This window comes from Burkholderia sp. Bp8994, assembly GCF_003853805.1.
Lineage (GTDB): Bacteria > Pseudomonadota > Gammaproteobacteria > Burkholderiales > Burkholderiaceae > Burkholderia.
Map to the genome: position 1 here is coordinate 30157 of NZ_QTQH01000032.1, position 26494 is coordinate 56650.

25 protein-coding genes and 1 tRNA gene are annotated in these 26494 nt (G+C 65.7%); 15 read left to right on the top strand and 11 right to left on the bottom strand.

Features of this window, described 5'->3' with window-relative positions; translation table 11 throughout:
• Window positions 1–60: 60 nt before the first annotated feature.
• Complete coding sequence (locus tag DIE04_RS27805; RefSeq protein ID WP_124523604.1) at window positions 61–1098, bottom strand: AraC family transcriptional regulator; 1038 nt, start codon at window positions 1096–1098, stop codon at window positions 61–63.
• 226 nt (window positions 1099–1324) lie between these two features.
• On the opposite strand from DIE04_RS27805, the gene DIE04_RS27810 reads away from it, so the two are divergent.
• Window positions 1325–2437 carry a fatty acid desaturase gene (locus DIE04_RS27810; protein WP_124523606.1) on the top strand — a complete coding sequence of 371 codons (1113 nt, stop codon included), beginning with the start codon at window positions 1325–1327 and terminating at the stop codon, window positions 2435–2437.
• Window positions 2438–2504: 67 nt separating this feature from the next.
• Here the strand turns inward: DIE04_RS27810 and DIE04_RS27815 are convergent, their stop codons facing one another.
• Window positions 2505–3140, bottom strand: a complete 636-nt coding sequence (locus DIE04_RS27815; protein WP_124489534.1) for an HAD family hydrolase — start codon at window positions 3138–3140, stop codon at window positions 2505–2507.
• 224 nt (window positions 3141–3364) lie between these two features.
• Here DIE04_RS27815 and DIE04_RS27820 point away from each other — a divergent pair.
• Window positions 3365–3455 (top strand) — tRNA-Ser (locus DIE04_RS27820).
• Window positions 3456–3540: 85 nt separating this feature from the next.
• On the opposite strand, the gene DIE04_RS27825 is transcribed toward DIE04_RS27820, so the two are convergent.
• The 3 genes from DIE04_RS27825 to acs form a co-directional block, all read right to left on the bottom strand.
• Entirely contained in the window at window positions 3541–5556 is a 2016-nt protein-coding gene (locus DIE04_RS27825) for a sodium:solute symporter family protein (RefSeq protein WP_124523739.1), read from the bottom strand.
• Between the two features lie 3 nt (window positions 5557–5559).
• Window positions 5560–5904, bottom strand: coding sequence for a DUF4212 domain-containing protein (locus DIE04_RS27830; RefSeq protein ID WP_124489532.1), 345 nt, complete (start codon window positions 5902–5904; stop codon window positions 5560–5562).
• 85 nt (window positions 5905–5989) lie between these two features.
• Window positions 5990–7972, bottom strand: a complete 1983-nt coding sequence (acs, locus tag DIE04_RS27835; RefSeq protein WP_124573305.1) for an acetate--CoA ligase — start codon at window positions 7970–7972, stop codon at window positions 5990–5992.
• A gap of 329 nt (window positions 7973–8301) precedes the next feature.
• Between acs and DIE04_RS27845 the strand changes: the two genes are divergently transcribed.
• The 9 genes from DIE04_RS27845 (at window position 8302) to DIE04_RS27885 (ending at window position 15591) form a co-directional block, all read left to right on the top strand.
• Window positions 8302–9216: a DMT family transporter gene (locus tag DIE04_RS27845; RefSeq protein WP_124524008.1), complete on the top strand. Its 915-nt coding sequence runs from the start codon at window positions 8302–8304 to the stop codon at window positions 9214–9216.
• 113 nt (window positions 9217–9329) lie between these two features.
• A complete protein-coding gene (locus tag DIE04_RS27850; RefSeq protein ID WP_124489791.1) occupies window positions 9330–9935 on the top strand; it encodes a TIGR00645 family protein in 606 nt (201 codons plus the stop codon).
• 34 nt (window positions 9936–9969) lie between these two features.
• Window positions 9970–11493, top strand: a complete 1524-nt coding sequence (locus DIE04_RS27855) for a fumarate hydratase (protein WP_006478316.1) — start codon at window positions 9970–9972, stop codon at window positions 11491–11493.
• Window positions 11494–11686: 193 nt separating this feature from the next.
• On the top strand, window positions 11687–12163 hold the full coding sequence (gene bfr, locus DIE04_RS27860; RefSeq protein ID WP_006482753.1) for a bacterioferritin: 477 nt from the start codon (window positions 11687–11689) through the stop codon (window positions 12161–12163).
• Between the two features lie 34 nt (window positions 12164–12197).
• Window positions 12198–13040: a glutamate racemase gene (murI, locus tag DIE04_RS27865; RefSeq protein WP_124524012.1), complete on the top strand. Its 843-nt coding sequence runs from the start codon at window positions 12198–12200 to the stop codon at window positions 13038–13040.
• Window positions 13041–13200: 160 nt separating this feature from the next.
• On the top strand, window positions 13201–13437 hold the full coding sequence (locus DIE04_RS27870; RefSeq protein WP_011885486.1) for a bacterioferritin-associated ferredoxin: 237 nt from the start codon (window positions 13201–13203) through the stop codon (window positions 13435–13437).
• Between the two features lie 217 nt (window positions 13438–13654).
• Window positions 13655–14383 carry an energy transducer TonB gene (locus DIE04_RS27875; protein WP_044849000.1) on the top strand — a complete coding sequence of 243 codons (729 nt, stop codon included), beginning with the start codon at window positions 13655–13657 and terminating at the stop codon, window positions 14381–14383.
• A 34-nt stretch (window positions 14384–14417) separates the two neighbouring features.
• Window positions 14418–15149 (top strand): MotA/TolQ/ExbB proton channel family protein, encoded by a 732-nt coding sequence (locus DIE04_RS27880; RefSeq protein ID WP_044848999.1) that lies wholly within the window; start codon window positions 14418–14420, stop codon window positions 15147–15149.
• A 13-nt stretch (window positions 15150–15162) separates the two neighbouring features.
• The gene (locus tag DIE04_RS27885) at window positions 15163–15591 is read left to right on the top strand and encodes a biopolymer transporter ExbD (protein WP_124489789.1); all 429 of its coding nucleotides are present in this window, start codon (window positions 15163–15165) and stop codon (window positions 15589–15591) included.
• Window positions 15592–16017: 426 nt separating this feature from the next.
• On the opposite strand, the gene DIE04_RS27895 is transcribed toward DIE04_RS27885, so the two are convergent.
• A complete protein-coding gene (locus DIE04_RS27895) occupies window positions 16018–16995 on the bottom strand; it encodes a LysR family transcriptional regulator (RefSeq protein ID WP_124489788.1) in 978 nt (325 codons plus the stop codon).
• 122 nt (window positions 16996–17117) lie between these two features.
• Here DIE04_RS27895 and DIE04_RS27900 point away from each other — a divergent pair, with 122 nt between their 5' ends.
• From DIE04_RS27900 to hemP, 3 genes are all read left to right on the top strand, one after another.
• Window positions 17118–17990: a pirin family protein gene (locus tag DIE04_RS27900; RefSeq protein ID WP_124524014.1), complete on the top strand. Its 873-nt coding sequence runs from the start codon at window positions 17118–17120 to the stop codon at window positions 17988–17990.
• A 101-nt stretch (window positions 17991–18091) separates the two neighbouring features.
• Window positions 18092–18574: an SRPBCC family protein gene (locus tag DIE04_RS27905; RefSeq protein WP_124524016.1), complete on the top strand. Its 483-nt coding sequence runs from the start codon at window positions 18092–18094 to the stop codon at window positions 18572–18574.
• A 138-nt stretch (window positions 18575–18712) separates the two neighbouring features.
• Window positions 18713–18961, top strand: coding sequence for a hemin uptake protein HemP (gene hemP / locus DIE04_RS27910; protein ID WP_124489786.1), 249 nt, complete (start codon window positions 18713–18715; stop codon window positions 18959–18961).
• Window positions 18962–19280: 319 nt separating this feature from the next.
• Here hemP and DIE04_RS27920 read toward each other — a convergent pair whose 3' ends face one another.
• The 5 genes from DIE04_RS27920 to uvrB all read right to left on the bottom strand — a co-directional run bounded on the left by DIE04_RS27920 (window position 19281) and on the right by uvrB (window position 24825).
• Window positions 19281–20678, bottom strand: coding sequence for a 4Fe-4S binding protein (locus DIE04_RS27920; RefSeq protein WP_124489784.1), 1398 nt, complete (start codon window positions 20676–20678; stop codon window positions 19281–19283).
• On the bottom strand, window positions 20675–21517 hold the full coding sequence (locus tag DIE04_RS27925) for an FTR1 family protein (protein ID WP_124489783.1): 843 nt from the start codon (window positions 21515–21517) through the stop codon (window positions 20675–20677). The genes DIE04_RS27920 and DIE04_RS27925 overlap by 4 nt, the downstream gene beginning before the upstream one ends.
• Before the next feature lie 58 nt (window positions 21518–21575).
• A complete protein-coding gene (locus tag DIE04_RS27930) occupies window positions 21576–21908 on the bottom strand; it encodes a cupredoxin domain-containing protein (protein ID WP_124489782.1) in 333 nt (110 codons plus the stop codon).
• Between the two features lie 55 nt (window positions 21909–21963).
• Complete coding sequence (locus tag DIE04_RS27935; protein WP_124489781.1) at window positions 21964–22515, bottom strand: iron transporter; 552 nt, start codon at window positions 22513–22515, stop codon at window positions 21964–21966.
• A 219-nt stretch (window positions 22516–22734) separates the two neighbouring features.
• Entirely contained in the window at window positions 22735–24825 is a 2091-nt protein-coding gene (gene uvrB / locus DIE04_RS27940; RefSeq protein WP_044848990.1) for an excinuclease ABC subunit UvrB, read from the bottom strand.
• Between the two features lie 250 nt (window positions 24826–25075).
• Between uvrB and DIE04_RS27950 the strand changes: the two genes are divergently transcribed.
• The gene (locus tag DIE04_RS27950) at window positions 25076–26275 is read left to right on the top strand and encodes an amino acid aminotransferase (protein ID WP_124524019.1); all 1200 of its coding nucleotides are present in this window, start codon (window positions 25076–25078) and stop codon (window positions 26273–26275) included.
• Window positions 26276–26494: the final 219 nt, after the last annotated feature.

Sequence of the window (26494 nt, forward strand, 5' to 3'; positions counted from 1 at the left end):
TGATCGCTTCATCGACGCCGGGCGCACGACCGGCACCGGCCCGCGCCGCCCGGCGCGCAGTCAGCGCCGCTCGCTCGGCGCGACGCCGGTCCAGCGCTTGAACGCACGCGTGAAATTCGCGCGGTCGGTATAGCCGATCCGCGCCGCGATCTCGTCGACCGGCAGGCGCGTGCCCTCGAGCAACCGGAGCGCATCGCGCAGCCGGATCTCGTCGAGCAGCGCCGAATAGGTCGCACCGAATTCCGCGAGCTTGCGTTTGAGCGTGCGCGCCGACACATGCAGTTCGCGCGCGACCTCGTCCACCGACGGATATCCGGTGTCGCCGCAGATCAGCAGGTTGCGCACGCGCTCGACGATGCTTTCCGCATAGCCGAGCCGCGCGAGTTCGGCCTCGCATTGCTGGACGATCATCTGCGCGGTCTGCGCGTTCGCGGTGCCGATCGGCTCGTCGAGCAGCGCGGCGTCGCAGCGGATGCGGTTCGCGCTCGCGTCGAAATGACAGCGCGGCAGCCGCGCGCGATAGCGCTCGAACCACGGCGGTTCGGGCCATTCGAAATGCAGCTCGGCGCGCGACTGCAGCGTGCGCCCCGGCGCGGGATCGAGCAGCGAGTTGAACAGGATCGCCGTCTCGACCAGGAAGTTCTCCACCGCGAACTGGCGCAACCGGCCGAGCGGAAACGCCTCGAGCACGTCGATGTCGACTATCCCGTCGAGCTCAGCGAGCCGTACCGAAAAGAACGGCACGCGCGTCGGCAGGTAGCGGATGCCGAGCGCGATCGCCTCGCCGAGCGTTGCGCAACTCATCAGCCCGAAGCCGATCAGCCCGGATTTCGTGAGGCTGCTGCGCAGGCCGATCTCGATCGCGATCGACGGATCGCCCGTCGCCTCGAGCAGGTTGAACACGATCGCCGCCTGCTGCAGCGGCGTGATGCGCGCGTCGGGCTGCGCGAGCCGCTCGCGCTCGACGCCCGAGCCGGCGAGAATCCGGCCGCCATCGATGCCGCGCTCCTCGGCGAGCATCAGCATGAACAGCGCATACGCGGACGATACCGTCGCCTTGTTCAGCTGGCGCGCGGCATCCGGGGCGGACAGGGCCATGCGGCGGACTCCGGAGCGGTTTCGGCGGATTGTAGCGCTGCTGGCCCGCAATGACACCGCAGCGGCATTCTAGCCGCCCGATGCGGCATCGCACGCCCGCGCACCGGCCACCGTGACCCGAAATGACACCATCATTGGCACCGGCGGCCCTCGCATGCGCTCCGGGGCGCGCCTATGCTTGTCACATCGGCATTGCGCCCCACTCTTTCCGCACGGATTCCGGTCGATGAGCCAACCCGCACGAACCGTCTTTCGCCACGACGCCGACAAGGTCGCGTATGTCCGCCGCGAGGTCAACGCCGCGAGCGACGCGATCCGCGCGCGCTTTCCGCTGCTCGACAACCAGAACCTCGTCGGCGCGACCGTGATGGCCGTGTCGGTGGGCGCGATGCTCGCGATCGCATGGCTGTATGCGCGCAGCGCGATCGCGTGGTACGTCGCGTTGCCGCTCGCCGCGTTCGTCACGTCGCTGATCCACGAACTCGAGCACGACCTGATCCACCTGATGTACTTCAAGAAGACGCCGTGGGCCTATCACCTGATGATGGCGCTGTGCTGGCTCACGCGGCCGGGCACGATCAACCCGTGGACGCGCCGGCGCATGCACCTGCATCACCACAAGGTATCGGGCGGCGAATCGGATCTCGAGGAATTCGGCATCACCAACGGCGAACGCTGGGGCGTGAAGCGGCTGCTGATGATCGCGGACGGCATGCTCGCCGTCGTGCTGCGGCCGGATGCGATGCGCCGCAAGGTCAAGCAGTACGTGGCCGCGCAGCCGGTGCAGGATGCGGCCGAGCGTGCGCAGTTGCGCATCGAGCAGGTGTCGTCCTACATGCCGGTCGGTCACGCGTACTACGCGCTGTGGCACGCGTTCATCGTGTATCACGCCGGCCTGTTCGCGTTGCATGCGTTCGGCTACGCGGTGACCGTGCCGGCCGTCGTCGAGCGCGTGATGAGCGTCGTCGATTTCCTCGCGGTCGTGTGGCTCGGGCCGAACTTCGTGCGCAGCTTCTGCATCAACTTCGTCAGCTCGAACATGCATTACTTCGGCGACATCGATTCGCGCAACGTGATCCAGCAGACCCAGGTGCTCAACCCGTGGTGGATGCTGCCGTTCCAGCTGTTCTGCTTCAACTTCGGCAGCACGCACGCGATCCATCACTTCGTGGTGCGCGATCCGTTCTACATCCGGCAGCTGACCGCGCGCACCGCGCATGCGGCGCTGCGTGAAGTCGGCGTGCGGTTCAACGATGTCGGCACGTTCAGGCGAGCCAATCGCTGGGGCGCGTATCGTCCGATTCACGGTGCGCGCGGCGCGCAGCGGGCCGACGCGTAACGGCGGGCGGCGCGGCTCGCCGCGCGGGTCCCCGCGGGTCCCGTCAGTCGGTCAGTCGATTAGCTGGTCAGTCGGTCAGTCCTTCAGCGCCGATCGCCGGCATCGGTCCCTGCCCGCGGATCCATGCCCGGTTCGCGAGTTCGGCCATTTCCTTGTCGCCGCGGCTGTCGCCGTACGCGAACAGCTTCGCGGGCGGCTGATTTCCCCACCAGCCGCGCAAGCGCACGACCTTCTGCGGGCCCCAGCAGTTCTCGCCGTTCAGCCGCCCGGCAAACGCGCCGCGCTCGAACGCGAGGCGCGTCGCGAGCACCGTGCCGATGCCGACCGTCTTCGCCCACTTCTCCAGATACAGCGACGGCGACGCGCTGACCAGCACGACTTCATGCCCGCGCGCCTGATGCTCGCGCACCCGTTCCAGCATGTCCGGACGCACGAGGTTCGGCAGATAACCATCGACGAAGCGGCGCGCGAGCGCGTCGAGCGCGTCCTCGCGGATCGGCCCGAACGCGAACCAAGCGAACTTCGCCTTCGCATCGCCGCGCGACAAGAGGCCCGCCTTCATCGCGACGATCCACGGCAGCGCGCGCAGCCCGGCCCATGCGAAACGCGGCGTGCCGACCGCGTAGCGGACGAAATGACGGAAGCTGTCGGTGGTCGTGATGGTGCCGTCGAAATCGAATGCGGCGACGATGCGGTCGGTCATGGAGAGGCGGGAAAGCGGTGAGATGCCCGGGAAGATAGCAGAGTCGGGACGCCGTGCGTGCGGGCGCGGGCGTGAGTTGAGGGCACGGCTCTTCCGCGGCGGCTGCATTCGGACGACGCAGGGCCGCCGCGCGAGCCGCGGGAGGCGGCTTCCCGGTTAATTTCAGTGGCTCGCCAAAGAGAGTGGCGGGAGGCCGCCAGAGTTTGCTATACTTTCGGTCTTCCGGAGAGATGGATGAGTGGTTTAAGTCGCACGCCTGGAAAGCGTGTATAGGTTAATCGCCTATCGGGGGTTCGAATCCCCCTCTCTCCGCCAGAACGCAGGAAGCCCCTTGATTCCCCTGAGAAATCAAGGGGCTTTCTTTTTCCCGCCACGATGCCCCCCATCCAGCGCCTTCGCGTCACGGATGCCGAATGTAATCCACCAACGCCCGCGTATACTCATCCGGCTGCCGATCTAACAGGCTGACTGCGATCGCCACCGCGAACCCCGCCGGCACGCCGAACACGCCTGAACTGATCGGCTCGATCCCGAACCACGTCTGCCCGGCGAATCCGGTGAGCTGCGTGAAGTACGGATAAGTCGACACGATGTAGTACACGCACACCGCGAGCCCCGTCACCATCCCGGCGATCGCACCGCGCGTCGTCGTGCGTTTCCAGAACACCCCAAGCACGAGCACCGGAAAGAAACTCGACGCCGCGAGCGAAAACGCCGCCCCGACCAGAAACAGGATCTTCCCGGTATTGAGCGACGCGACATACGACGCGAACAGCGCGACACCGAGCAGCAAAACCTTCGAGATCGTCACGCGCCGCTGGCTCGACGCATCCGGCGCGACCATGCAGTAATAGACGTCGTGCGACAACGCATTCGCGATCGTCAGCAGCAACCCGTCCGCGGTCGACAGCGCTGCAGCCAGCGCACCGGCCGCGATCAGCCCCGACACGACATACGGCAGCCCCGCGATCTCCGGCGCGGCGAGCACGACCATGTCCGGCTGCATCTGGATCTCGGACCAGTGCACGATGCCGTCGCGAACCACCTCGACGACGCTGATCAGGTCCGGCTCGAAGTGATGCCACTGCGTGACCCACGCGGGCAATTCAGCGGTCGGCCGCCCGACGAGGTTGGTCAGAATCTCGTACTTGATCATCACCGCGAGCACCGGCACGCTCAGGTAGAACAGCGCGATGAAGAACAGCGTCCAGCCGACCGAGCGCCGCGCGGATGCGACCGACGTCGTCGTGTTGTAGCGCGTGAGGATGTGCGGCAGGCTCGCGGTGCCGAGCGACAGGCACAGCAACAACGCAAGGAAATTCCGCTCGCGCGGCTTGCGGTCGTCGTCGTTCGCCGCGGGAAACGGCTCGTGCATCGGCACGGGCGGCTCGGCGCGTGCCAGCAGGTCGTCGCGCGCCTGTGTCCACGTCACGCGCGCCGCCGTCGGGTCGCGCGGAAAGTCCGCCAGCTCGCGCTCGCGCTGGTTGATCTCGCGCAGCGGCCCGTTGTGGCGCCGCAGGTCCGCGAGCTGGTCGACGAGTTGCCGGCGTGCATCCGCATATGATGCGGGCAAGCGATCGAGCTGCGCCTGCACGGCCGCCGCCTGCCGGCGATACGCATCGCGCACCTGCTGCTCCTCGGCCGCGTCGCGCAGCTGCGCCTCACGCGCCGCCACGCGTTCCATCAGCTTGCCGTAATTGAACTGCGGCACCGGCCCGAGCCCGTTCTTCATCGCGATCAGCGACACGGGAATCAGGATCGCGCTGATCAGGATGATGTACTGCGCGACCTGCGTCCACGTGACCGCGCGCATTCCGCCGAGAAACGAACACACGAGAATGCCCGCGAGCCCGCAGAAGATCCCGATCGCGAAATCGACGCCGATGAAGCGCGTCGCGATCAGCCCGATCCCCTGGATCTGCGCGACCAGATAGACGAACGAGCACAGGATCGCCGCGCCGGCCGCGAGCGCGCGCACGGCGGTGCTCGAAAAGCGCGTGCCGAGGAAATCGGGAATCGTGTAGCGCGCGAGCTTGCGCACGTACGGCGCAAGCAGGAACGCAACGAGGCAGAACCCGCCGGTCCACCCCATCACGTACGCGAGCGCATCGTAGCCGGTTGCGTAGAGCGAGCCGGCAAGGCCGATGAACGACGCCGCCGACAGCCAGTCGGCCGCCGTCGCCATTCCGTTGAACGCGGATGGGACGCGCCGCCCGGCCACGTAGTATTCGACGAGATCGGACGTGCGCGACAGCAGCCCGATCACCGCATACACGGCGATCGGCACGAACAGGAACACATAGCCGATCCACACGCCGGAGCCGGTCGCGCGCTCGATCCGCCACAGCAGCAGCACGAACCCGAGAAAGCCGAGTGTGTAAAGCGCGTACGCGCGAATCAGTCGATGCGTCAGCATGGATCAGCGAGCATGGTGCGCATTGCCCGCGTGCGCGGCATGTTCGTCGTACGCGCGCCGCAGCATGCGGTCCGCGCGTTGCATCAAGCCGATGTAGACGACGATCAGCACGAGATACACGAGAATCGCGCCCTGCGCACCGACATAGAACGGCAGGCTGAAACCGGCGAAGCGAATGCCCGCGAGCGCGGGCGCGAAGAACGGCACGACGAACGACACAGTGAAGCCGATCGCCATCAGCACCAGGATCAATGCGACGTTGAAGCGCCAATAGCGCGCATGCGCACGCGCGAGCGGCTCGGGAACGGGCGGCGGCGCGGCAGGCGCCGGACGGTGCGGAACGGTCATGCCGTTATTTAGCAAAAAGCCCCTGCGCAGGCAATCGGGATTGCCGCGCAGGGGCCCGTGCGCGCAACGTGCGCAACAGGCGCGATCAGCGCACTTCGGCGAGCTGCTCGAGGATCGCCGGGTTCTCGAGCGTGGACGTGTCCTGCGTGATCGCCTCGCCCTTCGCGAGCGAGCGCAACAGGCGCCGCATGATCTTGCCCGAGCGCGTCTTCGGCAGGTTGTCGCCGAAGCGGATGTCCTTCGGTTTCGCGATCGGCCCGATCTGCTTGCCGACCCAGTCGCGCAGCGCCTTCGCGAGCGCCGCCGCTTCCTCGCCTTCCGGACGCGAGCGCTTGAGCACCACGAACGCGACCACCGCCTCGCCAGTCGTGTCGTCCGGGCGGCCGACCACCGCCGCTTCCGCCACCAGCTCGTGCGAGACCAGCGCCGACTCGATCTCCATCGTGCCGAGCCGGTGGCCCGACACGTTCAGCACGTCGTCGATGCGGCCCATGATCGTGAAGTAGCCGGTGTCCTTGTCGCGCACCGTGCCGTCGCCGGCGAGATAGAGCGTGCCGCCGAGTTCTTCCGGGTAATAACTCTTCTTGAAGCGCTCCGGATCGCCCCAGATCGTGCGGATCATCGCCGGCCACGGACGCTTGACGACGAGAATGCCGCCTTGCCCGTTCGGCACGTCCTGGCCCGTCTCGTCGACCACCGCGGCCATGATGCCCGGCAGCGGCAGCGTGCACGAACCCGGCACCGTCGGCGTCGCGCCCGGCAGCGGCGTGATCATGTGGCCGCCGGTTTCGGTCTGCCACCACGTGTCGACGATCGGGCAGCGCTCCTGGCCGACGTGCTTGTGGTACCACATCCACGCTTCCGGATTGATCGGCTCGCCGACCGTGCCGATGATGCGCAGGCTCGACAGGTCGTAGCTCTTCGGGTGGACCTTGTCGTCGGCTTCCGCGGCCTTGATCAGCGAACGGATCGCGGTCGGCGCGGTGTAGAACACCGTGACCTTGTGATCGCCGATCATCTTCCAGAAGCGCCCGGCGTCCGGATACGTCGGCACGCCCTCGAACACGACCTGCGTGCCGCCGCACGCGAGCGGGCCGTACGTGATGTACGTATGGCCGGTGACCCAGCCGATGTCGGCCGTGCACCAGAACACGTCGGAGGGCTTCCAGTCGAAGGTCCACTTCATCGTCTGCGCGGCCCACAGCAGGTAGCCGCCGGTGCTGTGCTGCACGCCCTTCGGCTTGCCGGTCGAGCCCGACGTATACAGGATGAACAGCGGATGCTCGGCGCCGACCCATTCCGGCGCGCAGGTGTCGGACTCGCCGTCGGCGATCTCGTGCATCCACAGGTCGCGTTCGGCATGCCAGTCGATCTTGCCGCCGGTGCGGCGATAGACGATCACGCTCTTGACCGCTTCGCAGCCGCCCATCGCGAGCGCTTCGTCGGCGATGCTCTTGAGCGGCAGCGTCTTGCCGCCGCGCGCCTGCTCGTCGGCGGTGATGAGCGCAACGGCGCCGACGTCGACGAGCCGCTCGTTGAGCGATTTCGCGGAGAAGCCGCCGAACACGACCGAGTGCGTGGCGCCGATGCGCGCGCAGGCCTGCATCGCGACGATGCCTTCGATCGACATCGGAATATAGATGATGACGCGATCGCCCTTGCCGATCCCGCGTTTCTTCAGCGCGTTCGCGAAGCGCGACACGCGCGCCAGCAGCTCGGCATAGGTGACGCGCGTGACGGTGCCGTCGTCGGCCTCGAAGATCACCGCGACGCGCTCGCCGTTGCCGGCTTCGACGTGGCGGTCGAGGCAGTTGTACGACGCGTTGAGTTCGCCGTCGTCGAACCACTTGTAGAACGGCGCGTCGCTCTCGTCGAGCACCTTCGTGAACGGCTTGTGCCAGCTGAGGCCCTCGCGCGCGAGACGCGCCCAGAAGCCTTCGTAATCCTGCTCGGCTTCGGCGACCAGCGCGCGGTAGGCCGGCATGCCGGAGATGTTGGCCGCCTTCTCGAGCGCCGCGGGCGGCGCAAACTGACGGGTTTCGTGAAGAACCGATTCAATCGCAGACATCGACAACCCCTTGGTGAACATGAATCCTCTGCATGGCGGCGCGATCATGCGCGCCGCGCTTCTTTGGCCGGCGCATGTGCGCCGCTGTCTCCCACCCACCCGCGCGCGGCCCGGAGGCTGCGCACGATGCTGCGCCGCACCACGTCATGCGACGATGGACGTACGGCCCGGCGATATCCACGATAAGCGCTCGAACTTACCCGTCACTTACGCGGCATGACCGTTTCGCACGCCAGCGCCGCCTTGCGGTCGGCTGCATGACAGCCGGCTTTACGCTGTTACAAACGCGACCCTACAATCCTAACTGAACTCGCCCCCCGGACTCCAGCTTGAATCGCTACGCCCTCTTCCTGATCCTGTCGATGCTGTTCGTCGGCAGCAACGTCGGTATCGGTAAATCCATCGTCGTCTTCGTCCCGGTCGCCATCCTCGCCACGCTGCGCTTCGTGATCGCGATCGCCGTGCTGTGGCCGCTGTTCAGCCCGGTGAAGATGCGCGCGGTCCGGCGTGCGGAATGGCTGAACCTGTTCCTGCAGGCATTCTTCGGCACCTTCATGTTCACGCTGCTGATGCTCAACGGCGTGCAGCGCACGAGCGCGGTCGCGGCCGGCGTGATCACGAGCACGATCCCCGCCATCGTCGCGCTGTTCGCGTGGCTGATCCTGCGGGAAAAACCGAACGGCCGTGCGCTCGTGTCGATCGCGCTCGCGATCGCCGGCGTCGTGACGATCAACCTCGCCAACGGCAGCGCAGGCAGCGCGTCCGCGCACGGCGCCGGCACGTCGTCCGGCTCGCTGACCGGCAACCTGCTGATCCTCGGTGCCGTGTGCTGCGAATCGATCTACGTGATCCTGTCGCGCCGGCTCACGCAGACGCTCGCGCCGATCGACATCTGCGCGTACACGCACCTGTTCGGCCTGTGCCTGATGCTGCCGCTCGGCGCGACGGCGCTGTGGCATTTCGATTACGCGAGCGTGCCGGCCGGTACGTGGGCACTCGTCGTCTGGTACGGGCTGTCGGCCAGCATCTTCTCGTTCTGGCTGTGGATGAAGGGCATCCGGCACGTGCCGGGCAGTCTCGCCGGCGTGTTCAGCGCGGTGCTGCCGGTCGCCGCCGCCGCGTACGGCATCGCTTTCCTCGGCGAACGCCCGACGCTCGCGCACGGCATCGCGCTCGCCTGCGTCGTGACCGGCATCGTGCTCGCGAGCCTGCGCGTGAAGCGCGTGCCGGCTGCCGCGTCCTGATCCGTCCCCGGCAGCGCCGGCGCGTCGCTGCAGTCGCGCCGGCCGACGCGTTACAATAGCGCGCCTTTTCAAGATTACCCCCGATACCTGCGCACAGCGCCCGTACCACCATCATGTCTGCCCCGCATTCGCCCGGCTCCACCCGTCGTCCCCTGCGCCCGCTGCCCGCGCTGATCTTCATGAGCCGCTGGCTCCAGGTTCCGCTTTATCTGGGCCTGATCGTCGCGCAGGCCGTCTATGTATTCCTGTTCCTGAAGGAAGTCTGGCACCTGCTGTCGCACGCGAGCTCCCTCGACGAGATCAGCGTGATGCTCGCGGTGCTCGGCCTGATCGACGTCGTGATGATTTCGAACCTGCTGATCATGGTGATCGTCGGCGGCTACGAGACGTTCGTGTCGCGCCTCGGCATCGAGGGCCATCCCGACGAGCCCGAGTGGCTCGACCACGTGAACGCGGGCGTGCTGAAGGTCAAGCTGTCGATGGCGCTGATCAGCATTTCGTCGATCCACCTGCTGAAGACCTTCATCAACCCGGATCAGCACACGACGCACGCGATCATGTGGCAGGTGCTCATCCACGTGTCGTTCCTCGTGTCGGCGCTCGTGATGGCGTGGGTCGACCGCCTGACGACCCACACGCACCCGGCCCATTTCCACGAGACGCATGCGCCGACGCCGGCCGTGTCCCGCAAATCGGTCGAACCTGCCGTCCACGCATAAACGTATTCCCCACAGTCCCCACAGAGTCTCAGCCATGACCGTCATCAAACAGGAAGACCTGATCCAGAGCATCGCGGATTCGCTGCAGTACATCAGCTACTACCACCCGCTCGACTACATCCAGGCCCTCGGCCGCGCGTACGAGCTGGAAGAGAGCCCGGCCGCGAAGGACGCGATCGCGCAGATCCTCACGAACAGCCGCATGTGCGCGGAGGGCAAGCGCCCGATCTGCCAGGACACCGGCATCGTCACGATCTTCGTGAAGGTCGGCATGGACGTGCGCTGGGACGGCGCGACGATGGGCCTCACCGACATGATCAACGAAGGCGTACGCCGCGGTTACACGCACCCGGACAACGTGCTGCGCGCGTCGATCGTCAATCCGCCGGAAGGCGCCCGCAAGAACACGAAGGACAACACGCCGGCCGTGATCCACTACGAGATCGTGCCGGGCGACAAGGTCGACGTGCAGGTCGCGGCGAAGGGCGGCGGCTCGGAGAACAAGTCGAAGTTCGTGATGCTGAACCCGTCCGATTCGATCGTCGACTGGGTGCTGAAGACGGTCCCGACGATGGGCGCGGGCTGGTGTCCGCCGGGCATGCTCGGGATCGGCATCGGCGGCACCGCCGAGAAGGCGATGCTGATGGCGAAGGAATCGCTGATGGAGCCGATCGACATCCAGGAAATCATCGCGCGCGGCCCGAAGGACTGGGTCGAGGAGCTGCGCGTCGAACTGCACGAGAAGGTCAACGCGCTCGGCATCGGCGCGCAGGGCCTCGGCGGCCTCGCGACCGTGCTCGACGTGAAGATCATGGCTGCTCCGACGCACGCGGCATCGAAGCCGGTCGCGCTGATCCCGAACTGCGCGGCCACGCGTCACGCGCACTTCGTGCTCGACGGCTCGGGCCCCGCGAAGCTCGAGGCGCCGTCGCTCGACGCCTGGCCGAAGGTCCAGTGGGAACCGAACACGGAAACCAGCAAGCGCGTCGACCTGAACACGCTGACGCCGGAAGAAGTCGCGAGCTGGACGCCGGGCCAGACGCTGCTGCTGTCGGGCAAGATGCTCACGGGCCGCGACGCCGCGCACAAGCGCATCGCCGACATGCTGGCGAAGGGCGAGAAGCTGCCGGTCGACTTCACGAACCGCGTGATCTACTACGTCGGTCCGGTCGATCCGGTGCGTGACGAAGTAGTCGGCCCGGCAGGTCCGACGACGGCCACGCGGATGGACAAGTTCACCGAGACGATGCTCGCCCAGACGGGCCTGATCTCGATGGTCGGCAAGGCCGAACGCGGCCCGGTCGCGATCGACGCGATCAAGAAGCACAAGGCGGCCTACCTGATGGCGGTCGGCGGTGCCGCTTACCTCGTGTCGAAGGCGATCCGCGGCGCGAAGGTGCTCGCGTTCGAAGACCTCGGCATGGAAGCGATCTACGAATTCGACGTGCAGGACATGCCGGTGACGGTGGCCGTCGACTCGTCGGGCACGTCGGTGCACCAGACCGGTCCGAAGGAGTGGCAGGCGAAGATCGGCAAGATCCCGGTCGCAACCGCTTAAGCGCACTCGCACGAAAGGCCGGACGACGATCCGGCCTTTTTACTTCTCATTCTCATGATTGCGCGCGGCCGGTGCTTCGACGCTGATTCTCATTCCCGGCAAAAGGCAGGCCCGACAAGGCTCCGAGGCTTGGCATTTCCCGTTCGAGCGATTATCGTTCGGTTTCTGAAGCCCCATTGAACAAGGAACAGCCATGCAAGGCGACAAGAAAGTCATCGAATACCTGAACGCCCAACTGAAGAACGAACTCACGGCGATCAACCAGTACTTCCTGCATGCGCGCATGTACAAGCACTGGGGCCTCGACAAGCTCGGCAAGCACGAATACGACGAATCGATCGGCGAAATGAAGCACGCCGACTGGCTGATCGAGCGCGTGTTCATGCTCGACGGCCTGCCGAACCTGCAGGATCTGCACAAGCTGCTGGTCGGCGAGGAAACCGAAGAGATCCTGAAGTGCGACCTGAAGCTCGAGCAGATCTCGCAGTCGACGTGCAAGGAAGCGATCGCTTACTGCGAATCGGTGCGTGACTACGTGTCGCGCGAGATCTTCGAAAAGATCCTCGACGACACCGAAGAGCACATCGACTGGCTGGAAACGCAGATCGACCTGATCGGCAAGGTCGGCCTGCAGAACTACCAGCAGACGATGATGGGTTCGCCCGAGTAATCCTCCCCCCCTCGATCGCCACCTTGCCTTCAGCATGACGATGACGAACCACCGCGCCGCCCCCGTCGGCATCTTCGATTCCGGGCTCGGCGGCCTGTCGGTGCTGCGCGCCGTGCGCGCGCACCTGCCCGGCGAGTCGTTCGTCTACGTCGCCGATTCGCACCATGCACCGTACGGTCCGCGCGACGAGGCGTTCATTACGGAGCGTACGCTGGCCATCGGCGAGTGGCTCGCCCGCGAAGGGGCGAAAGCGCTCGTGATCGCCTGCAACACGGCAACGGCGCGGGCGATCGCGGCCATCCGCGAACGCCTGTCGATCCCGCTCGTCGGTGTCGAGCCGGGCATCAAACCGGCCGCCGCCGTGTCCGCGACCGGTATCGCGGGCGTGCTCGCCACGCAATCGACGCTGAACAGCCCGCGCTTCCAGGCGCTGCTCGACCGTTACGGCGCGGGCCGCCGCTTCATCTGCCAGCCGGGCCACGGGCTCGTCGAAGCGATCGAACGCGGCGACACGAACTCGCCCGCGTTGCGTGCGTTGCTCGAGCGTTACCTGCAGCCGATGCTCGACGACGGCGCCGATACGCTGGTGCTCGGCTGCACGCACTACCCGTTCTTCACGGAAACGATTCGTGACCTTGTCGGCGACCGCCTGACGATCGTCGACACGAGCGATGCCATCGCCCGCCAGCTCACGCGTGTGCTCGACGAACGCGGCCTGCGCGCGCCGGCCGGCACGCGTGCCGCGCCGCCGCGCTTCTGCTCGACGAGCGACGGCCTGCAACTGCGCGCACTCGCGTCGTCGCTGCTCGGCCTCGACGTGCCGGTCGAATCCGTCACCATTTCCTCGCCGAACGCGCGCGCCTGCGCGACCGCCTGAAGCGGGCCGGCACGCCGCCGGTTCACCCTCTCCGCCGGCCGCTGCGCCGCCCCTCCATTTCAAGGGTCCGATGACCTTAAAAAAAGCCGAACCCAGGCTTGTCAACGCTCGCAAATTTAATGATAATAATTCGCATTAACGTTAGCTATCGCAACTCATCATGATCGTCTGCGTGTGCAAGTCTGTTTCCGATCGCAAGATTCGCGCGTCCCTCGCCGAGGGCGTGAGTTCCTTCGATGAACTCCAGTTCGAGCTCGGCGTGGCCACGTGCTGCGGCAAGTGCGAGGAGTCCGTACGCGACCTCATGGCCGAGCAAGGCGTCTGCGCGAGCCGGTGCGGCGTCGAGCACCACGCTCACCCGATCCCGGTCACGTTCTACGACCGCAAGGCCGCCTGAGCGGCGCCGAGCGTACGCACGCGGCTGCGGCCGCATTTGATGTCCGACCGTCAGCAAGCCATCTTCCGCGCGAGCCAGCGGCTTACCTGCCAAGGAGCCTGTCATGGAATTGCTGATCGGATTTGTGACCACCGTGTGCATCTCGCTGCTGATCTTCCGCAAGTAACACCGATTCACCCGGCGCGCCCCGGGTGCGACGTCGTCCTTTCAAGCTAACATGCAGGCTTCGCAATCCGCTCCTGCCGGCGTCCTGCCGGCTGCCCCACGTATGAATCCCCGGGTCATCACCGTCGCGGTCGGTGTGCTTGCCGCACACGCGATCATGCTGGCGGCCGCCTGGCTCCATCGCAACGCGCCGCCGCCGAAAGAGATCGAGGTCCAGTCGATCACCGCGCAACTCATCCCGCCTGCGCCTGCCGCTCAGCCGGTCGCGGTCCAATCGGCCGCGCAGCCCGCACCGCCGAAGCCCGTGCCGCGCGAGAAGCCCAAGGTCGAGCCGAAGCCCGTGCAGAAGGCGGTCAAGCCGACGCCTCAGCCGGTCGCGCAATCCCCGTCGCCGACGCCCGCGCCGGCGGCTGCCGATCCGACACCCGCTCCCGCCGCGCCTGCCCCTGCCGCGCCGGCCGCCGCACCCGGCCCGGCTCGCGAGACGATGCAGGTCAGCGCGCCGAAGAACGTATCGGCACTCAGCTGCAATTTCGTGAAGCCCACCTATCCGTCGATGTCGCGCCGCCGCGGCGAAACGGGCACGGCTTATGTTCACTTCATCATCGGCGTGACGGGCAAGATCGAAAGCGTCCAGTTGCAGAAGAGCAGCGGCTACCCGCGTCTCGACGAAGCCGCGCTCGATGCGACGCGCGCCAGCACCTGTCCGCCGTACATCGAGAACGGGCAAGCGATTCGCGCCGCCCATACGCTGCCCTTCAACTTCACGCTCGACGATTAACCCGCCTCATTCGGAAGATTCAAAGGAAACAAAAATGCAAAGCTACGGTATCGCGCACGTCTGGGCGCAAGGTGATTTCGTCACGCGCGCCATTGCGATCACGCTGCTCGTGATGTCGGTCCTGTCGTGGATCGTGATCATCGTCAAGGGCTGGAACGTGGTTCGCCTGAACCGTCTCACGAAGAATGCCGAGCAGGCGTTCTGGCATTCGGACGATTTCGACGACGGCATCAAGAAGCTCGGGCTCGCCGCATCGACGCCGAGCGACAACCCGTTCCTCGCGCTCGCGCTGTCGGGCAAGGAAGCCGCCGATCACCACCATCAGACGCAACCGCACCTGCACGACCGCATGGACGTGTCGGACTGGGTCACGCGCTGCCTGAAGGACACGATGGACGAAGGCATCTCGCGCATGCAGGCCGGTCTCGCGATTCTCGCGTCGATCGGCAGCACGGCGCCGTTCGTCGGCCTGTTCGGCACGGTCTGGGGCATCTACCACGCGCTGCTGGCGATCGGCGCAACCGGCCAGACGTCGATCGACCAGGTCGCGGGTCCGGTCGGCGAATCGCTGATCATGACGGCCTTCGGCCTGTTCGTCGCGATTCCCGCGGTGCTCGGCTACAACGCACTGACCCGCGCGAACAAGGGTGTCGTCAGCAAGCTGCGCCGCTTCGCGCACGGTCTGCACGCGTACTTCGTGACGGGTGCGCGCCTCGCATCGTCGTCGCCCCGCGACGGCCTGCGCCTTGCTTCACGCGCCAGCTGAGACGGGGTGAACCATGGCAATGAACACCGGCTTCAGCGATGACGACGACGATGGTGTGATGAGCGAGATCAACATGACGCCGCTCGTCGACGTCATGCTCGTACTCCTGATCATTTTCCTCGTGACGATCCCGGCGATGCAGCATGCGGTGAAGATCGACCTGCCGCACGCGAGCAGCCAGCCCGTCGACGAAAAGCCGCAGACAGTCGACGTCGCGATCCAGGGCAACGGTACGATCCTGTGGAACGAACAGACGGTCACGCGCGAGCAACTGCAGGCGCACATCGCGGAAGCGGCACAGCATCAGCCGCAACCGGAGTTGCACCTGCGTGCCGATCGCAAGGTTGCCTATGAACGTGTGGCCGAAGTGATGTCCGATGCGCAGGCCGGCGGCCTGACGAAGCTCGGCTTCGTGACGGAGCCGACTGCGAGGGCGAAGTAACGCACGCGCATTTCGCTACGCGACGGTCGGTCGCTTGGCCGGCCGCGCCTCGCCGGCCACACCTAGCCGGCCGCACCTAGCCGGCAGCGCCTAGCCGGCCGCACACAAAGTAAAAGGCCTTCATCGCCAGATGAAGGCCTTTTTTCATGCGCACGCGGGCGCCTTCGGGCGGCGGGCTCTTCGGCGGTATCGGTTGCGCCTCGAGCAACGCAAATGCGGCTACCGTGGTCTGCACGGACTGCGCGTTCTGCCCTATCTGGCTCGCAATATATGCGGCCACCTGATTCCGCTCAGAACTTCCTTCGCGAAATGGGATTTCAATATAGGCCTGCCCGCGGATGCATTCAAGGTCCCGGCGATTGAAACTTGCGATTGCAGGCGGCGCTTCAATGACAAAACAAATTTGCCACGACGCGCATCTTGCATTCAGGTGGCCGAAGCATCGGCCGCCGCCGCATCCTTCTTCGCGCGCTCGGGGCAGCCCGGCTGCTTGTATTCGCCGTGGTCGAGCTTCTCGACCAGATAGTCGACGAACGCGCGCACCGCGGGCGGCATCCCCTGCCGCGACACGAACACCGCGTAGAGCTGCGGCACCGGCAGCGTCCAGCCCGGCATCACCGGCGACAGCTGCCCCGCGCGCAATGCATTGCCGTACATCATCTCAGGCAGCGCCGCGATGCCGAGGCCGTCGAGCACGGCCTCGCGGATCGTCATCAGGTCGGCCGTCACGAGCCGCGGATCGTGCTCGTGCAAATGACGCGTGCCATCCGGTGCGATCAGGCTGAACACGTGCCGCCCGTCGACGCTCGGCGTATCGAGCGTCTCGAAATGGGCCAGATCGTCCGGCACGAGCGGCGGCGCATTCTGGTTCAGCAGGCTCGGCGCGCCGACCAGCATCTGCTCGGTCCGCCACAGCGGCCGCACGACGATGTTCGCGTTCTGCGGCGGCTCCGAGCGCACGCGCAACGCGACGTCGATCGAATCCTCGAACAGGTCGATCACGCGATTGGTCACACGGATGTGCACCTTGACCTCGGGATAGCGGTGCAGGAATTCGGGAAGGATGCGCGACAGCATCGTCTGCGACAGGGTAACGGGGACGCTCACGCGCACCGAGCCGCGCGGCGACGCACGCAGCTGCTGCACGGCGTTCATCGCGGCCTGCGCCTCGGCGAGCATCGCCTGGCAATGCTGGTAGAACAGTTCTCCCGCCTCGGTCAGCGCGAGCTTGCGCGTCGAGCGCTGCAGCAGGCGCACGCCGAGCGCCGCCTCGAGTTCGGTCAGGCGCCGCGACAGGCGCGATTTCGAGATGCCCAGTACGCGTTCCGCCGCCGAGAAACCGCCGTGTTCGACGACCTGCGAAAAGTACATGAGGTCGTTCAGGTTGTGTGCATCGATGTTCATGTCATCGTTCCAATTTCAGAACAATCCATTGCGAACCGCCGCAAATCGGCCGGTAAAACGCCCAATATAATAGCGCTATGTTTCAAAAATGACGCTATTCCGATGTTATCGAGGGCTTTTGCATGACGACCGCTCGCTCGCTTGACCGCACGTACCCCGCGCTTCGCACGACCGAAGGCGGCGGCTTCGTGGTTCACCGTCCGTTCCCGACCCGGCTGCTGATGGATTTCGATCCGTTCCTGCTGCTCGATGAAATGGGCCCCGTCGACTATGCCCCTGGCGAAGCCAAGGGCGCGCCCGACCATCCGCATCGCGGCTTCGAGACCGTCACCTACGTGCTCGACGGGCGTTTTCGTCATCGCGATTCGGCCGGCCATGCCGGCACGCTCGGGCCCGGCGACGTGCAGTGGATGACGGCCGGCGCGGGCGTCGTGCACAGCGAAATGCCGGATCCCGAGTTCGCTCGGGCCGGCGGACGTTCGCACGGCTTCCAGCTGTGGGTCAATCTGCCGCGCCGCGACAAGCTGATCGCACCGCGCTACCAGGAGATCCCGGCCGGCCGCATCCCGAGCGCGACGTCGCCGGACGGCCGCGCGCAGGTACGCGTGATCGCCGGCGAAGCGTTCGGCGTGCGTGCGGCAATCGAGACGCGCACGCCGATCCTCTACCAGCATTTCACGCTGCAACCGGGCGCAACGATCACGCAGCCGGTGCCGGCAGGGTATCGCGTGTTCGCCTACCCGCTCGACGGAGCCGGCCGCTACGGGCCCGACAGGCAGCCGGTCGACGCACGGCACATGGTCGTCTACGGTGACGATGGCGATGCGGTGACGTTCGAGGCCGGCGATACGCCGCTCGACCTGCTGCTGATCGGCGGCGTGCCGCTCAACGAGCCGATCGTCCGCTATGGCCCGTTCGTGATGAATACCGAGGAAGAGATCCGGCAGGCCGTCGTCGACTACCAGACCGGCCGCATGGGTCGCATCGAAGCGTGACGTCCGATCGGGGGGGCGCAGGTGCCGCGAAACCGCTCGTTTTGCGTCACAATGACTTCTTGAACCATGTGGCTGCCCGCCACCAGAAGGAACCCGCCCCCGTGAATTTCGAACATCTGATCCAGATCAACTCCGACGATCCGGCCGTGCCCTCCCTGACCCGCGACCAGCTCTGGGAAGGCCTCGTACTGCGCGCCGAACAGCCGCAGCTGTTCGTGATCGGCCTCGACAGCTGTGTCGTCCACGAACGGACGGACACGACGCTCGAACGCGAACTGCACTACGGGCATGCGACCGTGCGCGACCGCGTGACGTTCACCCCGAACCAGCAAGTGCGCTACGACATCCATGCGGCCGGCGGCGAAATCGGCGGCTCGCTGACGATGACGATCGAGGAGCGCGACGACCACGAGCTGTTCCTGCGCTTCGAATACTGCACGACGCTGACCGTCACGGACGACAGCGAGGAAGCGCGCCAGACGCACGGCATCGTCAAGGAAGCGTATCGCACGTCGGACATCGACACGGTGCGCCTGATTCGCGAATACGCCCAGGGGCGCAAGGACCCCGACCCGCTCCACTGACGTCGGCGGCGGCCTGCGGGCCGCCCATTCGACTCAGGCTATCGAATTCGTCATATCGATCGATAAAGAGTTTTTGTAAATGGGAATAGTTATCATTTAGAATTCATTCCATCGTATCGACAGTCACCGATCAACCGAATGACCGACACCACGCGCCCGACCACGCTGAGCTTGCGCCGCCCGACCGGCACCGCAAGCGCCAACCGTCAGAAGACGGCGGCGGTCACGACGCCGGCGAAACCCGCCGCTAGTAGCCACGATGCCGGCACCCGGACCCTCAGCAGCGATGCGCTGCTGCAAGGCCACAGCCACATCAGCATCGCGCATAACGGAGAGACGTATCAGTTGCGTGCCACGCGGCTCGGCAAACTGATCCTGACGAAGTAACGACAGAGTATTGTGGGGACCACCTCCCTGAGAGGTGTTGGGCAGTAGCCAGCGTAACGGCTTGCACGCGAGATCTAGACCCCTTCGTGCAAACACACTCAAGCAGCCGTTGCAGCAAGCCAAGCCACTTTTTTGGTTCTCGCACAAGGCAGAAAAAAGCGACACGTCGAAGGACGTGTCGCTTTTTCGTTTGGGCGTCCGGATGCAACGGAAAAAGCATCGCGGTTGTCTGCGCTGCGGCTTCGACGCGTTCCGGAGCCACGCAGCGGACCACCCTCTGGTTCCGCCGGAACCCGACCGCAAGGCCTTCAATCCCGCATCAGAAACCCCAGAACATCAGCCACCATGCGCTGTCGACCACGGCCAGGCCTGCGGCGAACCACGCGAATGCAGCCAGCCGGCGCGGCCATGCCGCATAGCGCCCCGTCACTTTCCATGCGAGCCAGGCGCTCCACGCGTTCGCGCCGACCAGAATCGCGATGCGCACGTCGGCTGCCCAGCCGAGCGGCACGTGCTCGGCCCGCAGCAGCGACAGCGTCGTCGCCGACAGCCCGAGGAACACGCCGGCACCTGCGATCGGGATCAGCGCCTGCGCGAGATGATGGAGACGCGTGCGATCGAAGCGTCCGAGCATCAGCGTCGCGCCAGCCAGCAGCACGAGCAGCGCGGTGCCGTACACGAGCCCCGTGCCGACGATGTAACTGACGATCAGCCCGCCGTCGAGCCACGAAAACACGTCGTTGCGATCCGGATAGTGCGTGAGCAGGAACCACGGTGCATTGGTCTCGAGCGGCCACGTGATGTCGTGATCGATCAGCCAGCCCGCGAGCCATTGCTTGATCTGCACGAACCACGGGCTCACGGTCCAGTGGAACGCACCGATCGCGACGCCGAGCAGGCCGTACAGGATCAGCGCCGTGTCCCACGGGCTCGCCTGCTGCGCGCCGAGGTTCACGACCTCGTCGGACGGCGAGCGCCACGACAGCTCAATTGCGTCACGGTGCCCGCTGCAGCGGCCGCACATGTGGCAGGCGGCGGCGCCCTTCATGTTGCGCAACGGCACGAGCGGCGCGCAATTGATCGGAATCACGCGATGCCCATGCTCGCCGTTCTTGTACGAGCGGCGCCACGCATCCTCGTCGACCTTGTAGCGCATCGGCGCGAGCCGCGCGAGCAGCCCGAACACGCCATTGACCGGGCACAGATACTTGCACCACACGCGCTTCTCGCGGCCGTACAGCACGCCGATCACGATCGCGCCGACGGTCGAGCCGCCGAGCACGAACAGCACCGCGAGCGGGTACTGGTACACGCTCACCATCTGCCCGTAGATCGTCGTGAGCCCGAACGCGACGAACGGCCAGCCGCCCCACCGCATCCAGCGCGGAATCGCGCCGCCGCGGCCGAACCTGCTTGCATATTCGGTCAGCGCGCCTTCCGGGCACAGCACGCCGCACCAGACGCGGCCGAGCATCACCATCGACAGCAGCACGAACGGCCACCAGATGCCCCAGAACACGAACTGCGCGATCAGCGTGAGATTGTTCCAGAGGTGCGCGGAATCGTCCGGCAGCGGCAACACCGCCGGCACGATGATCAGGAATGCGTAGACGCCGACGACGACCCACTGGATGCCGCGGATCACCGCGCCGTGGCGCTGCATCCACTGGCCGGCCTGCGCGAGCCAGCCCGGCTTGGCTGCGGCGACGACACTCATGCCGCGCGGCCTGCGGGAACGGCCGGACGACGGCTCGCGCGCTTCATCAGCAGCCAGACCACCGCCCAGTACACCGCATAGGCGATCAGGTTGGTCAGGGCCGGATGCGCGCGGTAGCCGGTCAGCGTCGCGACGAGCGAACCGAACGTGCCGGAATCATCGAGGATCCCCGACGTGTCCCACACCTGCGAAATGCCGAGCGGCAGGATTTCCTTGTCGATCAGCTTGTCGACGCCGGTCTGGAACAGGCCCGCGCCGAGGAACAGCAGCATCACTTCGGTGACACGGAAGAAATGCCGCCACGAGAAGTACTTGCCGCCGAGCTGCAGCAGATAGAACGTGAGGAGCGCGAGGCCGAGGCCGATCACGACCGCGAGCATCTGGCCGCCGTCCACGTGCCCCGACTGGCCGAAACCGAGGCCGTACAGGAAGATCACCGTCTCGCTGCCTTCGCGTGCGATCGCGAGTGCGACCAGCACGGCGACGCCCCACCAGTTCGAATCGCGCGTGCTCTGCTGCAGCGACTGCTCCATGTCGCGCTTCAGCGTGCGGCCGTGCCGGCGCATCCACAGCACCATCTGCACGATCAGCACGCACGCGATCAGCACCATCGCGGTCTGGAAATAGTCCTGCGCGTCGCCGGACAGCACTTCGGTGAAGCCGACGAGCGCGGCGCCGAGACCGACGGCCATCAGCAGGCCGACTGCCACGCCCGTCCAGAGAAAGGGCAGGCCGCGGCGCGCGTCGTCGTCGCCGTTCTTCAGCCATGCATAGAGGATGCCGACGACGAGCAGCGCTTCGACGCTCTCCCGCCAGACGATGAACAAGATCTGACCCATTGAATCCTCCTGACGTGCGGGGCAAGGCACGCGTACGCCCGCACGCAGATAAAACGCATTACTTCGCGACGATCACGCCCTGTGCCTGCTGGTGGAAATCGTCGAAAAACTTGTATTCGCCCGGCGACAGCGGGGCGACGACCACGAACGAATCGGCGCCCGGCGCAAGCACCTTTTCCTTGCGCAACTGCACGCTCTCGAATTCGGCGGCGCCCTTGCCGGTATTCCGGATCTCGATCTTGAAGCGCTGCCCGGCCGGCACTTCGATACGGGCGGGATTCAGCTTGCCGTCCGTCATCTCGAGCTTGAACGTCGGCAGATCGGCGGCATGCGCCGCGCCGACGAGCCACAGCGCGGCGGCTGCGGCGACGATTTTCTGGGGAAATTTCATTCTGGGTTCTCTACGCCGACGGCGCGCCGAAGCGCGCCGTCCGTGATGCCACCGATCAGTACCCGCCCTTCTTGCCGATACCGGCGAACGGGAAGTCGTATTCGAGGGTGATGGGCTTGAACCACGCGCCCACGCCCGTTTCCTTGTCGACGTGACGGCCGAACGCCATGTGGCCCGACTGCATCGGCGGCTTGACGGTCATCGTCAGGTGGTACTTGCCCGGGCCGGCCAGCTTCACGTTGTCGCCGTAGTGCGGGCCGTCGCTCGCGACCATGCCCATCAGGTCGCCTTCGGCCTTCCACTTCGTGTCGCCCTGCTTCGTCAGCTTGTACGTGACCTGCAGGTACGGCATCCAGTCGCCTTCCGCGAAACCCGTCGGGTTGTTCTTGACCGCGTGGATGTCGGCCTCGAGGTGGATGTCCGAATCCGACGCCTTGCGCATCATCCCTTCCGGATCCATCGAGATCGGCTGCAGGTACACCGCGCCGATTTCCATGCCGCCCTGGATCTGCTGCTTGCCGATCGGATATTCGGCTGCCGTTGCCGACATCGCGGCAAGCGCCGCCGCTACCGCAACCGACGTGCGGATGAACGAAGAACCCAACATGGACACTCCTTGTTATTTGTCTGGTGACTTGCGCGCCGCCGGTCAGGTCCGCGCGCTGGAAACACTAACGCAACGAATAACGTTAATGCGAACTATTCTCAATACTTGCGAAGTTTAGCACCGAACCGGCTCCGGAACAAACGAGACACCGCGTAAACCCCTGATCCGACAAGGCTTACAACGGTGTTACCAGAAGGTTTCAGTGACGTTTGGAAAGATTTACCGGCCGCCGTTGACGTGGTCGCCCACGTTCGCGCCGAACACGCGTTCACGCAGCAACGCAAGCTGGTCGCGCGTCGCCGCAGCCTTTTCGAACTCGAGGTTCTTCGCGTAGTCGGCCATCTGCTTTTCGAGACGCTTGATCTCTTTCGAGATCTGCTTTTCCGACATGTCCTCGAACTTCGCGCGTTGCTGCGCTTCCTTCAGCTCGGCGCGCGCTTCGTCGGCGTTGTAGACGCCGTCGATGATGTCCTTGATGCGCTTCACCACGCCGCGCGGCGTGATGCCCATCTTCTCGTTGTGCGCGATCTGCTTCGCGCGGCGCCGCTCGGTCTCGCCGATCGCGCGTTTCATCGACTCGGTCATGTTATCGGCATAGAGGATCGCCTTGCCGTTCACGTTGCGCGCCGCGCGGCCGATCGTCTGGATCAGCGAGCGTTCGGCGCGCAGGAAGCCTTCCTTGTCCGCATCGAGAATCGCGACCAGCGACACTTCCGGGATGTCGAGGCCCTCGCGCAGCAGGTTGATCCCGACCAGCACGTCGAACGTGCCGAGCCGCAGGTCGCGGATGATCTCGACCCGCTCCACCGTGTCGATGTCGCTGTGCAGGTAGCGCACCTTGACGCCGTGGTCGGCCAGGAACTCGGTGAGCTGTTCGGCCATCCGCTTCGTGAGCACGGTGATCAGCACGCGCTCTCCGGCGTTCACGCGCGCGTTGATCTCGGTCAGCACGTCGTCGACCTGCGAGCTTGCCGGGCGCACTTCGATTTCCGGATCGACGAGCCCGGTCGGCCGCACCACCTGCTCGGCCACCTGCCCCGTCACGCGCTGCTCGTAGTCGGCCGGCGTCGCCGACACGAACACCACCTGGCGCATCTTGCGCTCGAACTCGGGGAACTTCAGCGGCCGGTTGTCCAGCGCCGACGGCAACCGGAAACCGTAGTTCACGAGGTTTTCCTTGCGCGCGCGGTCGCCGTTGTACATGCCGTTCAGCTGGCCGATCAGCACGTGCGATTCGTCGAGCAGCATCAATGCATCGGGCGGCAGGTAGTCGACGAGCGTCGGCGGCGGCTCGCCGGGCGCAGCGCCCGAGAAGTGCCGCGAGTAGTTCTCGATGCCCTTGCAGAAGCCAAGTTCCTGCAGCATCTCGAGGTCGAAACGCGTGCGCTGCTCGAGGCGCTGCGCCTCGACGAGCTTGCCGTCGCGGTGGAAGAACTCGAGGCGCTCGCGCAATTCGTCCTTGATCGTCTCGACCGCCCGCATCACGGTGTCGCGCGGCGTCACGTAGTGCGACGACGGATACACGGTGAAGCGCGGGATCTTCTGCCGCACGCGCCCGGTCAGCGGGTCGAACAGCTGCAGCGTCTCGACCTCGTCGTCGAACAGCTCGACGCGCACGGCCAGCTCCGCATGCTCGGCCGGGAAGATGTCGATCGTGTCGCCGCGCACGCGGAACGTGCCGCGCTGGAAGTCCTGTTCGTTGCGCGAATACTGCATCGCGATCAGCCGCGCGATCACGTCGCGCTGGCCGAGCTTGTCGCCGGTGCGCAGCGTCAGGATCATCTGGTGGTATTCGGACGGATTGCCGATACCGTAGATCGCCGACACCGTCGCGACGATCACCACGTCGCGGCGCTCCATCAGGCTCTTCGTCGCCGACAGCCGCATCTGCTCGATGTGCTCGTTGATCGACGAATCCTTCTCGATGAACAGGTCGCGCTGCGGCACGTACGCTTCCGGCTGGTAATAGTCGTAGTACGACACGAAGTACTCGACCGCGTTGCGCGGGAAGAACTCGCGGAACTCCGCGTAGAGCTGCGCCGCAAGCGTCTTGTTCGGCGCGAACACGATGGCCGGGCGGCCGAGCCGCGCGATCGTGTTGGCCATCGTGAAGGTCTTGCCCGAACCCGTCACGCCGAGCAGCGTCTGGAATGCGAGGCCGTCGCCGACACCTTCGACGAGCGTTTCGATCGCGGTCGGCTGGTCGCCTGCGGGCGGGTATGGCTGGTACAACTGGAACGGCGACCCTTCGAAGGTCACGAATTTCGATTCGTCGAGCGCGTCGCCGACTTCGGCGTGATGTTCGGACATGGAGTGCGGCCGGAGCGAGGGCAAAAAAACTATTCTAGCGCTTCGCGGCGTTGCGGACCGCTGACGGCTCCTGACGCGCGGCAGCGGTCCGAAATCGCAATTCGGCGCGCAATCGCCGCCTCCGGCAGCGTGAATTCGCTACAATGTCAGGCTGCTGCGCTTTCCGGCGCCATGCCCGTTGGCGCGCGGTCCGCTGCGCCCGCCCCGCCGGCTGAAAGCCTGACCCTCTTTTCACTACTGCCGAATCATCATGTCGCTCTTCTCCGCTGTCCAGCTTGCTCCCCGCGACCCGATCCTGGGCCTGAACGAAGCCTTCAACGCCGATACGCGTCCGACCAAGGTCAACCTCGGCGTCGGTGTGTACACGAACGAAGAAGGCAAGATTCCGCTGCTGCGCGCCGTTCGCGAAGCGGAAAAGGCGCGTGTCGACGCCGGCCTGCCGCGCGGCTACCTGCCGATCGACGGGATCGCCGCGTACGACGCAGCGGTGCAGAAGCTGCTGCTCGGCAACGATTCGCCGCTGATCGCCGCAGGCCGTGTGGTCACGGCGCAGGCACTGGGCGGCACGGGCGCACTGAAGATCGGCGCCGATTTCCTGCGTACCGTGAACCCGAACGTGAAGGTGGCGATCAGCGACCCGAGCTGGGAAAACCACCGCGCGCTGTTCGAAGCGGCCGGCTTCGAAGTCGTCGCGTACCCGTACTACGACGCCGCAACCAACGGCGTGAACTTCGAAGGCATGCTGTCGGCGCTGAACAGCTATGCAGCCGGCACGATCGTCGTGCTGCACGCGTGCTGCCACAACCCGACCGGCGTGGATCTGACCGAAGCGCAATGGCAGCAGGTGGTCGACGTCGTCAAGGCACGCAACCTCGTGCCGTTCCTCGACATGGCTTACCAGGGCTTCGGCGAGAACATCGAGGCCGATGCCGCCGCGGTGCGTCTGTTTGCCGCGGCCGACCTGAACGCGTTCGTGTCGTCGTCGTTCTCGAAGTCGTTCTCGCTGTACGGCGAGCGCGTCGGCGCGCTGTCGATCATCACGTCGAGCAAGGAAGAAGCGACGCGCGTGCTGTCGCAACTGAAGCGCGTGATCCGCACGAACTACTCGAACCCGCCGACCCATGGCGGCGCCGTCGTCGCGGCCGTGCTCGCGTCGCCGGAACTGCATGCTGCGTGGGTGCAGGAACTCGGCGAAATGCGCGACCGCATCCGCGCGATGCGCAACGGTCTCGTCGAGCGCCTGAAGGCGAGCGGCGTCGATCGCGACTTCAGCTTCATCAACGCGCAGCGCGGGATGTTCTCGTATTCGGGCCTGACCTCGGCGCAAGTCGATCGCCTGCGCGAAGAGTTCGGCATCTACGCAGTCGGCACCGGCCGGATCTGCGTTGCTGCACTGAACACGCGCAATCTCGACGCGGTCGCCAACGCAGTCGCTGCGGTCCTGAAGTAAGCCTGTGCCAGCGGGTGGCAACCCGCTCTGCCGAAACAAAAAACGCGCTCCCCGGAGCGCGTTTTTTCATGCCGTTCTACTGTCAGCGAATGCTCGCTGCAACACAAGCGGCGCGCAGCGCGGCCGCCCGTGCCGGAGCCCGTTACTGCATGAACCAGCCGTGGCTGACGACGAACGACTGGCCCGTGAGCGCGGCGCTCGGGAACGCCGACAGGAACA

Excerpts from the sequence above, each read along its gene's own strand:
- uvrB (WP_044848990.1), bottom strand. The coding sequence starts at position 24,825 with ATGTCCGAACATCACGCCGAAGTCGGCGACGCGCTCGACGAATCGAAA.
- DIE04_RS27935 (WP_124489781.1), bottom strand. The coding sequence starts at position 22,515 with ATGTTGGGTTCTTCGTTCATCCGCACGTCGGTTGCGGTAGCGGCGGCG.
- murI (WP_124524012.1), top strand. The coding sequence starts at position 12,198 with ATGACGATGACGAACCACCGCGCCGCCCCCGTCGGCATCTTCGATTCC.
- acs (WP_124573305.1), bottom strand. The coding sequence starts at position 7,972 with ATGTCTGCGATTGAATCGGTTCTTCACGAAACCCGTCAGTTTGCGCCG.
- DIE04_RS27815 (WP_124489534.1), bottom strand. The coding sequence starts at position 3,140 with ATGACCGACCGCATCGTCGCCGCATTCGATTTCGACGGCACCATCACG.
- DIE04_RS27885 (WP_124489789.1), top strand. The coding sequence starts at position 15,163 with ATGGCAATGAACACCGGCTTCAGCGATGACGACGACGATGGTGTGATG.
- DIE04_RS27930 (WP_124489782.1), bottom strand. The coding sequence starts at position 21,908 with ATGAAATTTCCCCAGAAAATCGTCGCCGCAGCCGCCGCGCTGTGGCTC.
- DIE04_RS27900 (WP_124524014.1), top strand. The coding sequence starts at position 17,118 with ATGACGACCGCTCGCTCGCTTGACCGCACGTACCCCGCGCTTCGCACG.
- hemP (WP_124489786.1), top strand. The coding sequence starts at position 18,713 with ATGACCGACACCACGCGCCCGACCACGCTGAGCTTGCGCCGCCCGACC.
- DIE04_RS27855 (WP_006478316.1), top strand. The coding sequence starts at position 9,970 with ATGACCGTCATCAAACAGGAAGACCTGATCCAGAGCATCGCGGATTCG.
- DIE04_RS27805 (WP_124523604.1), bottom strand. The coding sequence starts at position 1,098 with ATGGCCCTGTCCGCCCCGGATGCCGCGCGCCAGCTGAACAAGGCGACG.
- DIE04_RS27875 (WP_044849000.1), top strand. The coding sequence starts at position 13,655 with ATGCAGGCTTCGCAATCCGCTCCTGCCGGCGTCCTGCCGGCTGCCCCA.
- DIE04_RS27920 (WP_124489784.1), bottom strand. The coding sequence starts at position 20,678 with ATGAGTGTCGTCGCCGCAGCCAAGCCGGGCTGGCTCGCGCAGGCCGGC.
- DIE04_RS27895 (WP_124489788.1), bottom strand. The coding sequence starts at position 16,995 with ATGAACATCGATGCACACAACCTGAACGACCTCATGTACTTTTCGCAG.
- DIE04_RS27870 (WP_011885486.1), top strand. The coding sequence starts at position 13,201 with ATGATCGTCTGCGTGTGCAAGTCTGTTTCCGATCGCAAGATTCGCGCG.
- DIE04_RS27830 (WP_124489532.1), bottom strand. The coding sequence starts at position 5,904 with ATGACCGTTCCGCACCGTCCGGCGCCTGCCGCGCCGCCGCCCGTTCCC.
- DIE04_RS27825 (WP_124523739.1), bottom strand. The coding sequence starts at position 5,556 with ATGCTGACGCATCGACTGATTCGCGCGTACGCGCTTTACACACTCGGC.
- bfr (WP_006482753.1), top strand. The coding sequence starts at position 11,687 with ATGCAAGGCGACAAGAAAGTCATCGAATACCTGAACGCCCAACTGAAG.
- DIE04_RS27850 (WP_124489791.1), top strand. The coding sequence starts at position 9,330 with ATGTCTGCCCCGCATTCGCCCGGCTCCACCCGTCGTCCCCTGCGCCCG.
- DIE04_RS27950 (WP_124524019.1), top strand. The coding sequence starts at position 25,076 with ATGTCGCTCTTCTCCGCTGTCCAGCTTGCTCCCCGCGACCCGATCCTG.
- DIE04_RS27925 (WP_124489783.1), bottom strand. The coding sequence starts at position 21,517 with ATGGGTCAGATCTTGTTCATCGTCTGGCGGGAGAGCGTCGAAGCGCTG.
- DIE04_RS27880 (WP_044848999.1), top strand. The coding sequence starts at position 14,418 with ATGCAAAGCTACGGTATCGCGCACGTCTGGGCGCAAGGTGATTTCGTC.
- DIE04_RS27810 (WP_124523606.1), top strand. The coding sequence starts at position 1,325 with ATGAGCCAACCCGCACGAACCGTCTTTCGCCACGACGCCGACAAGGTC.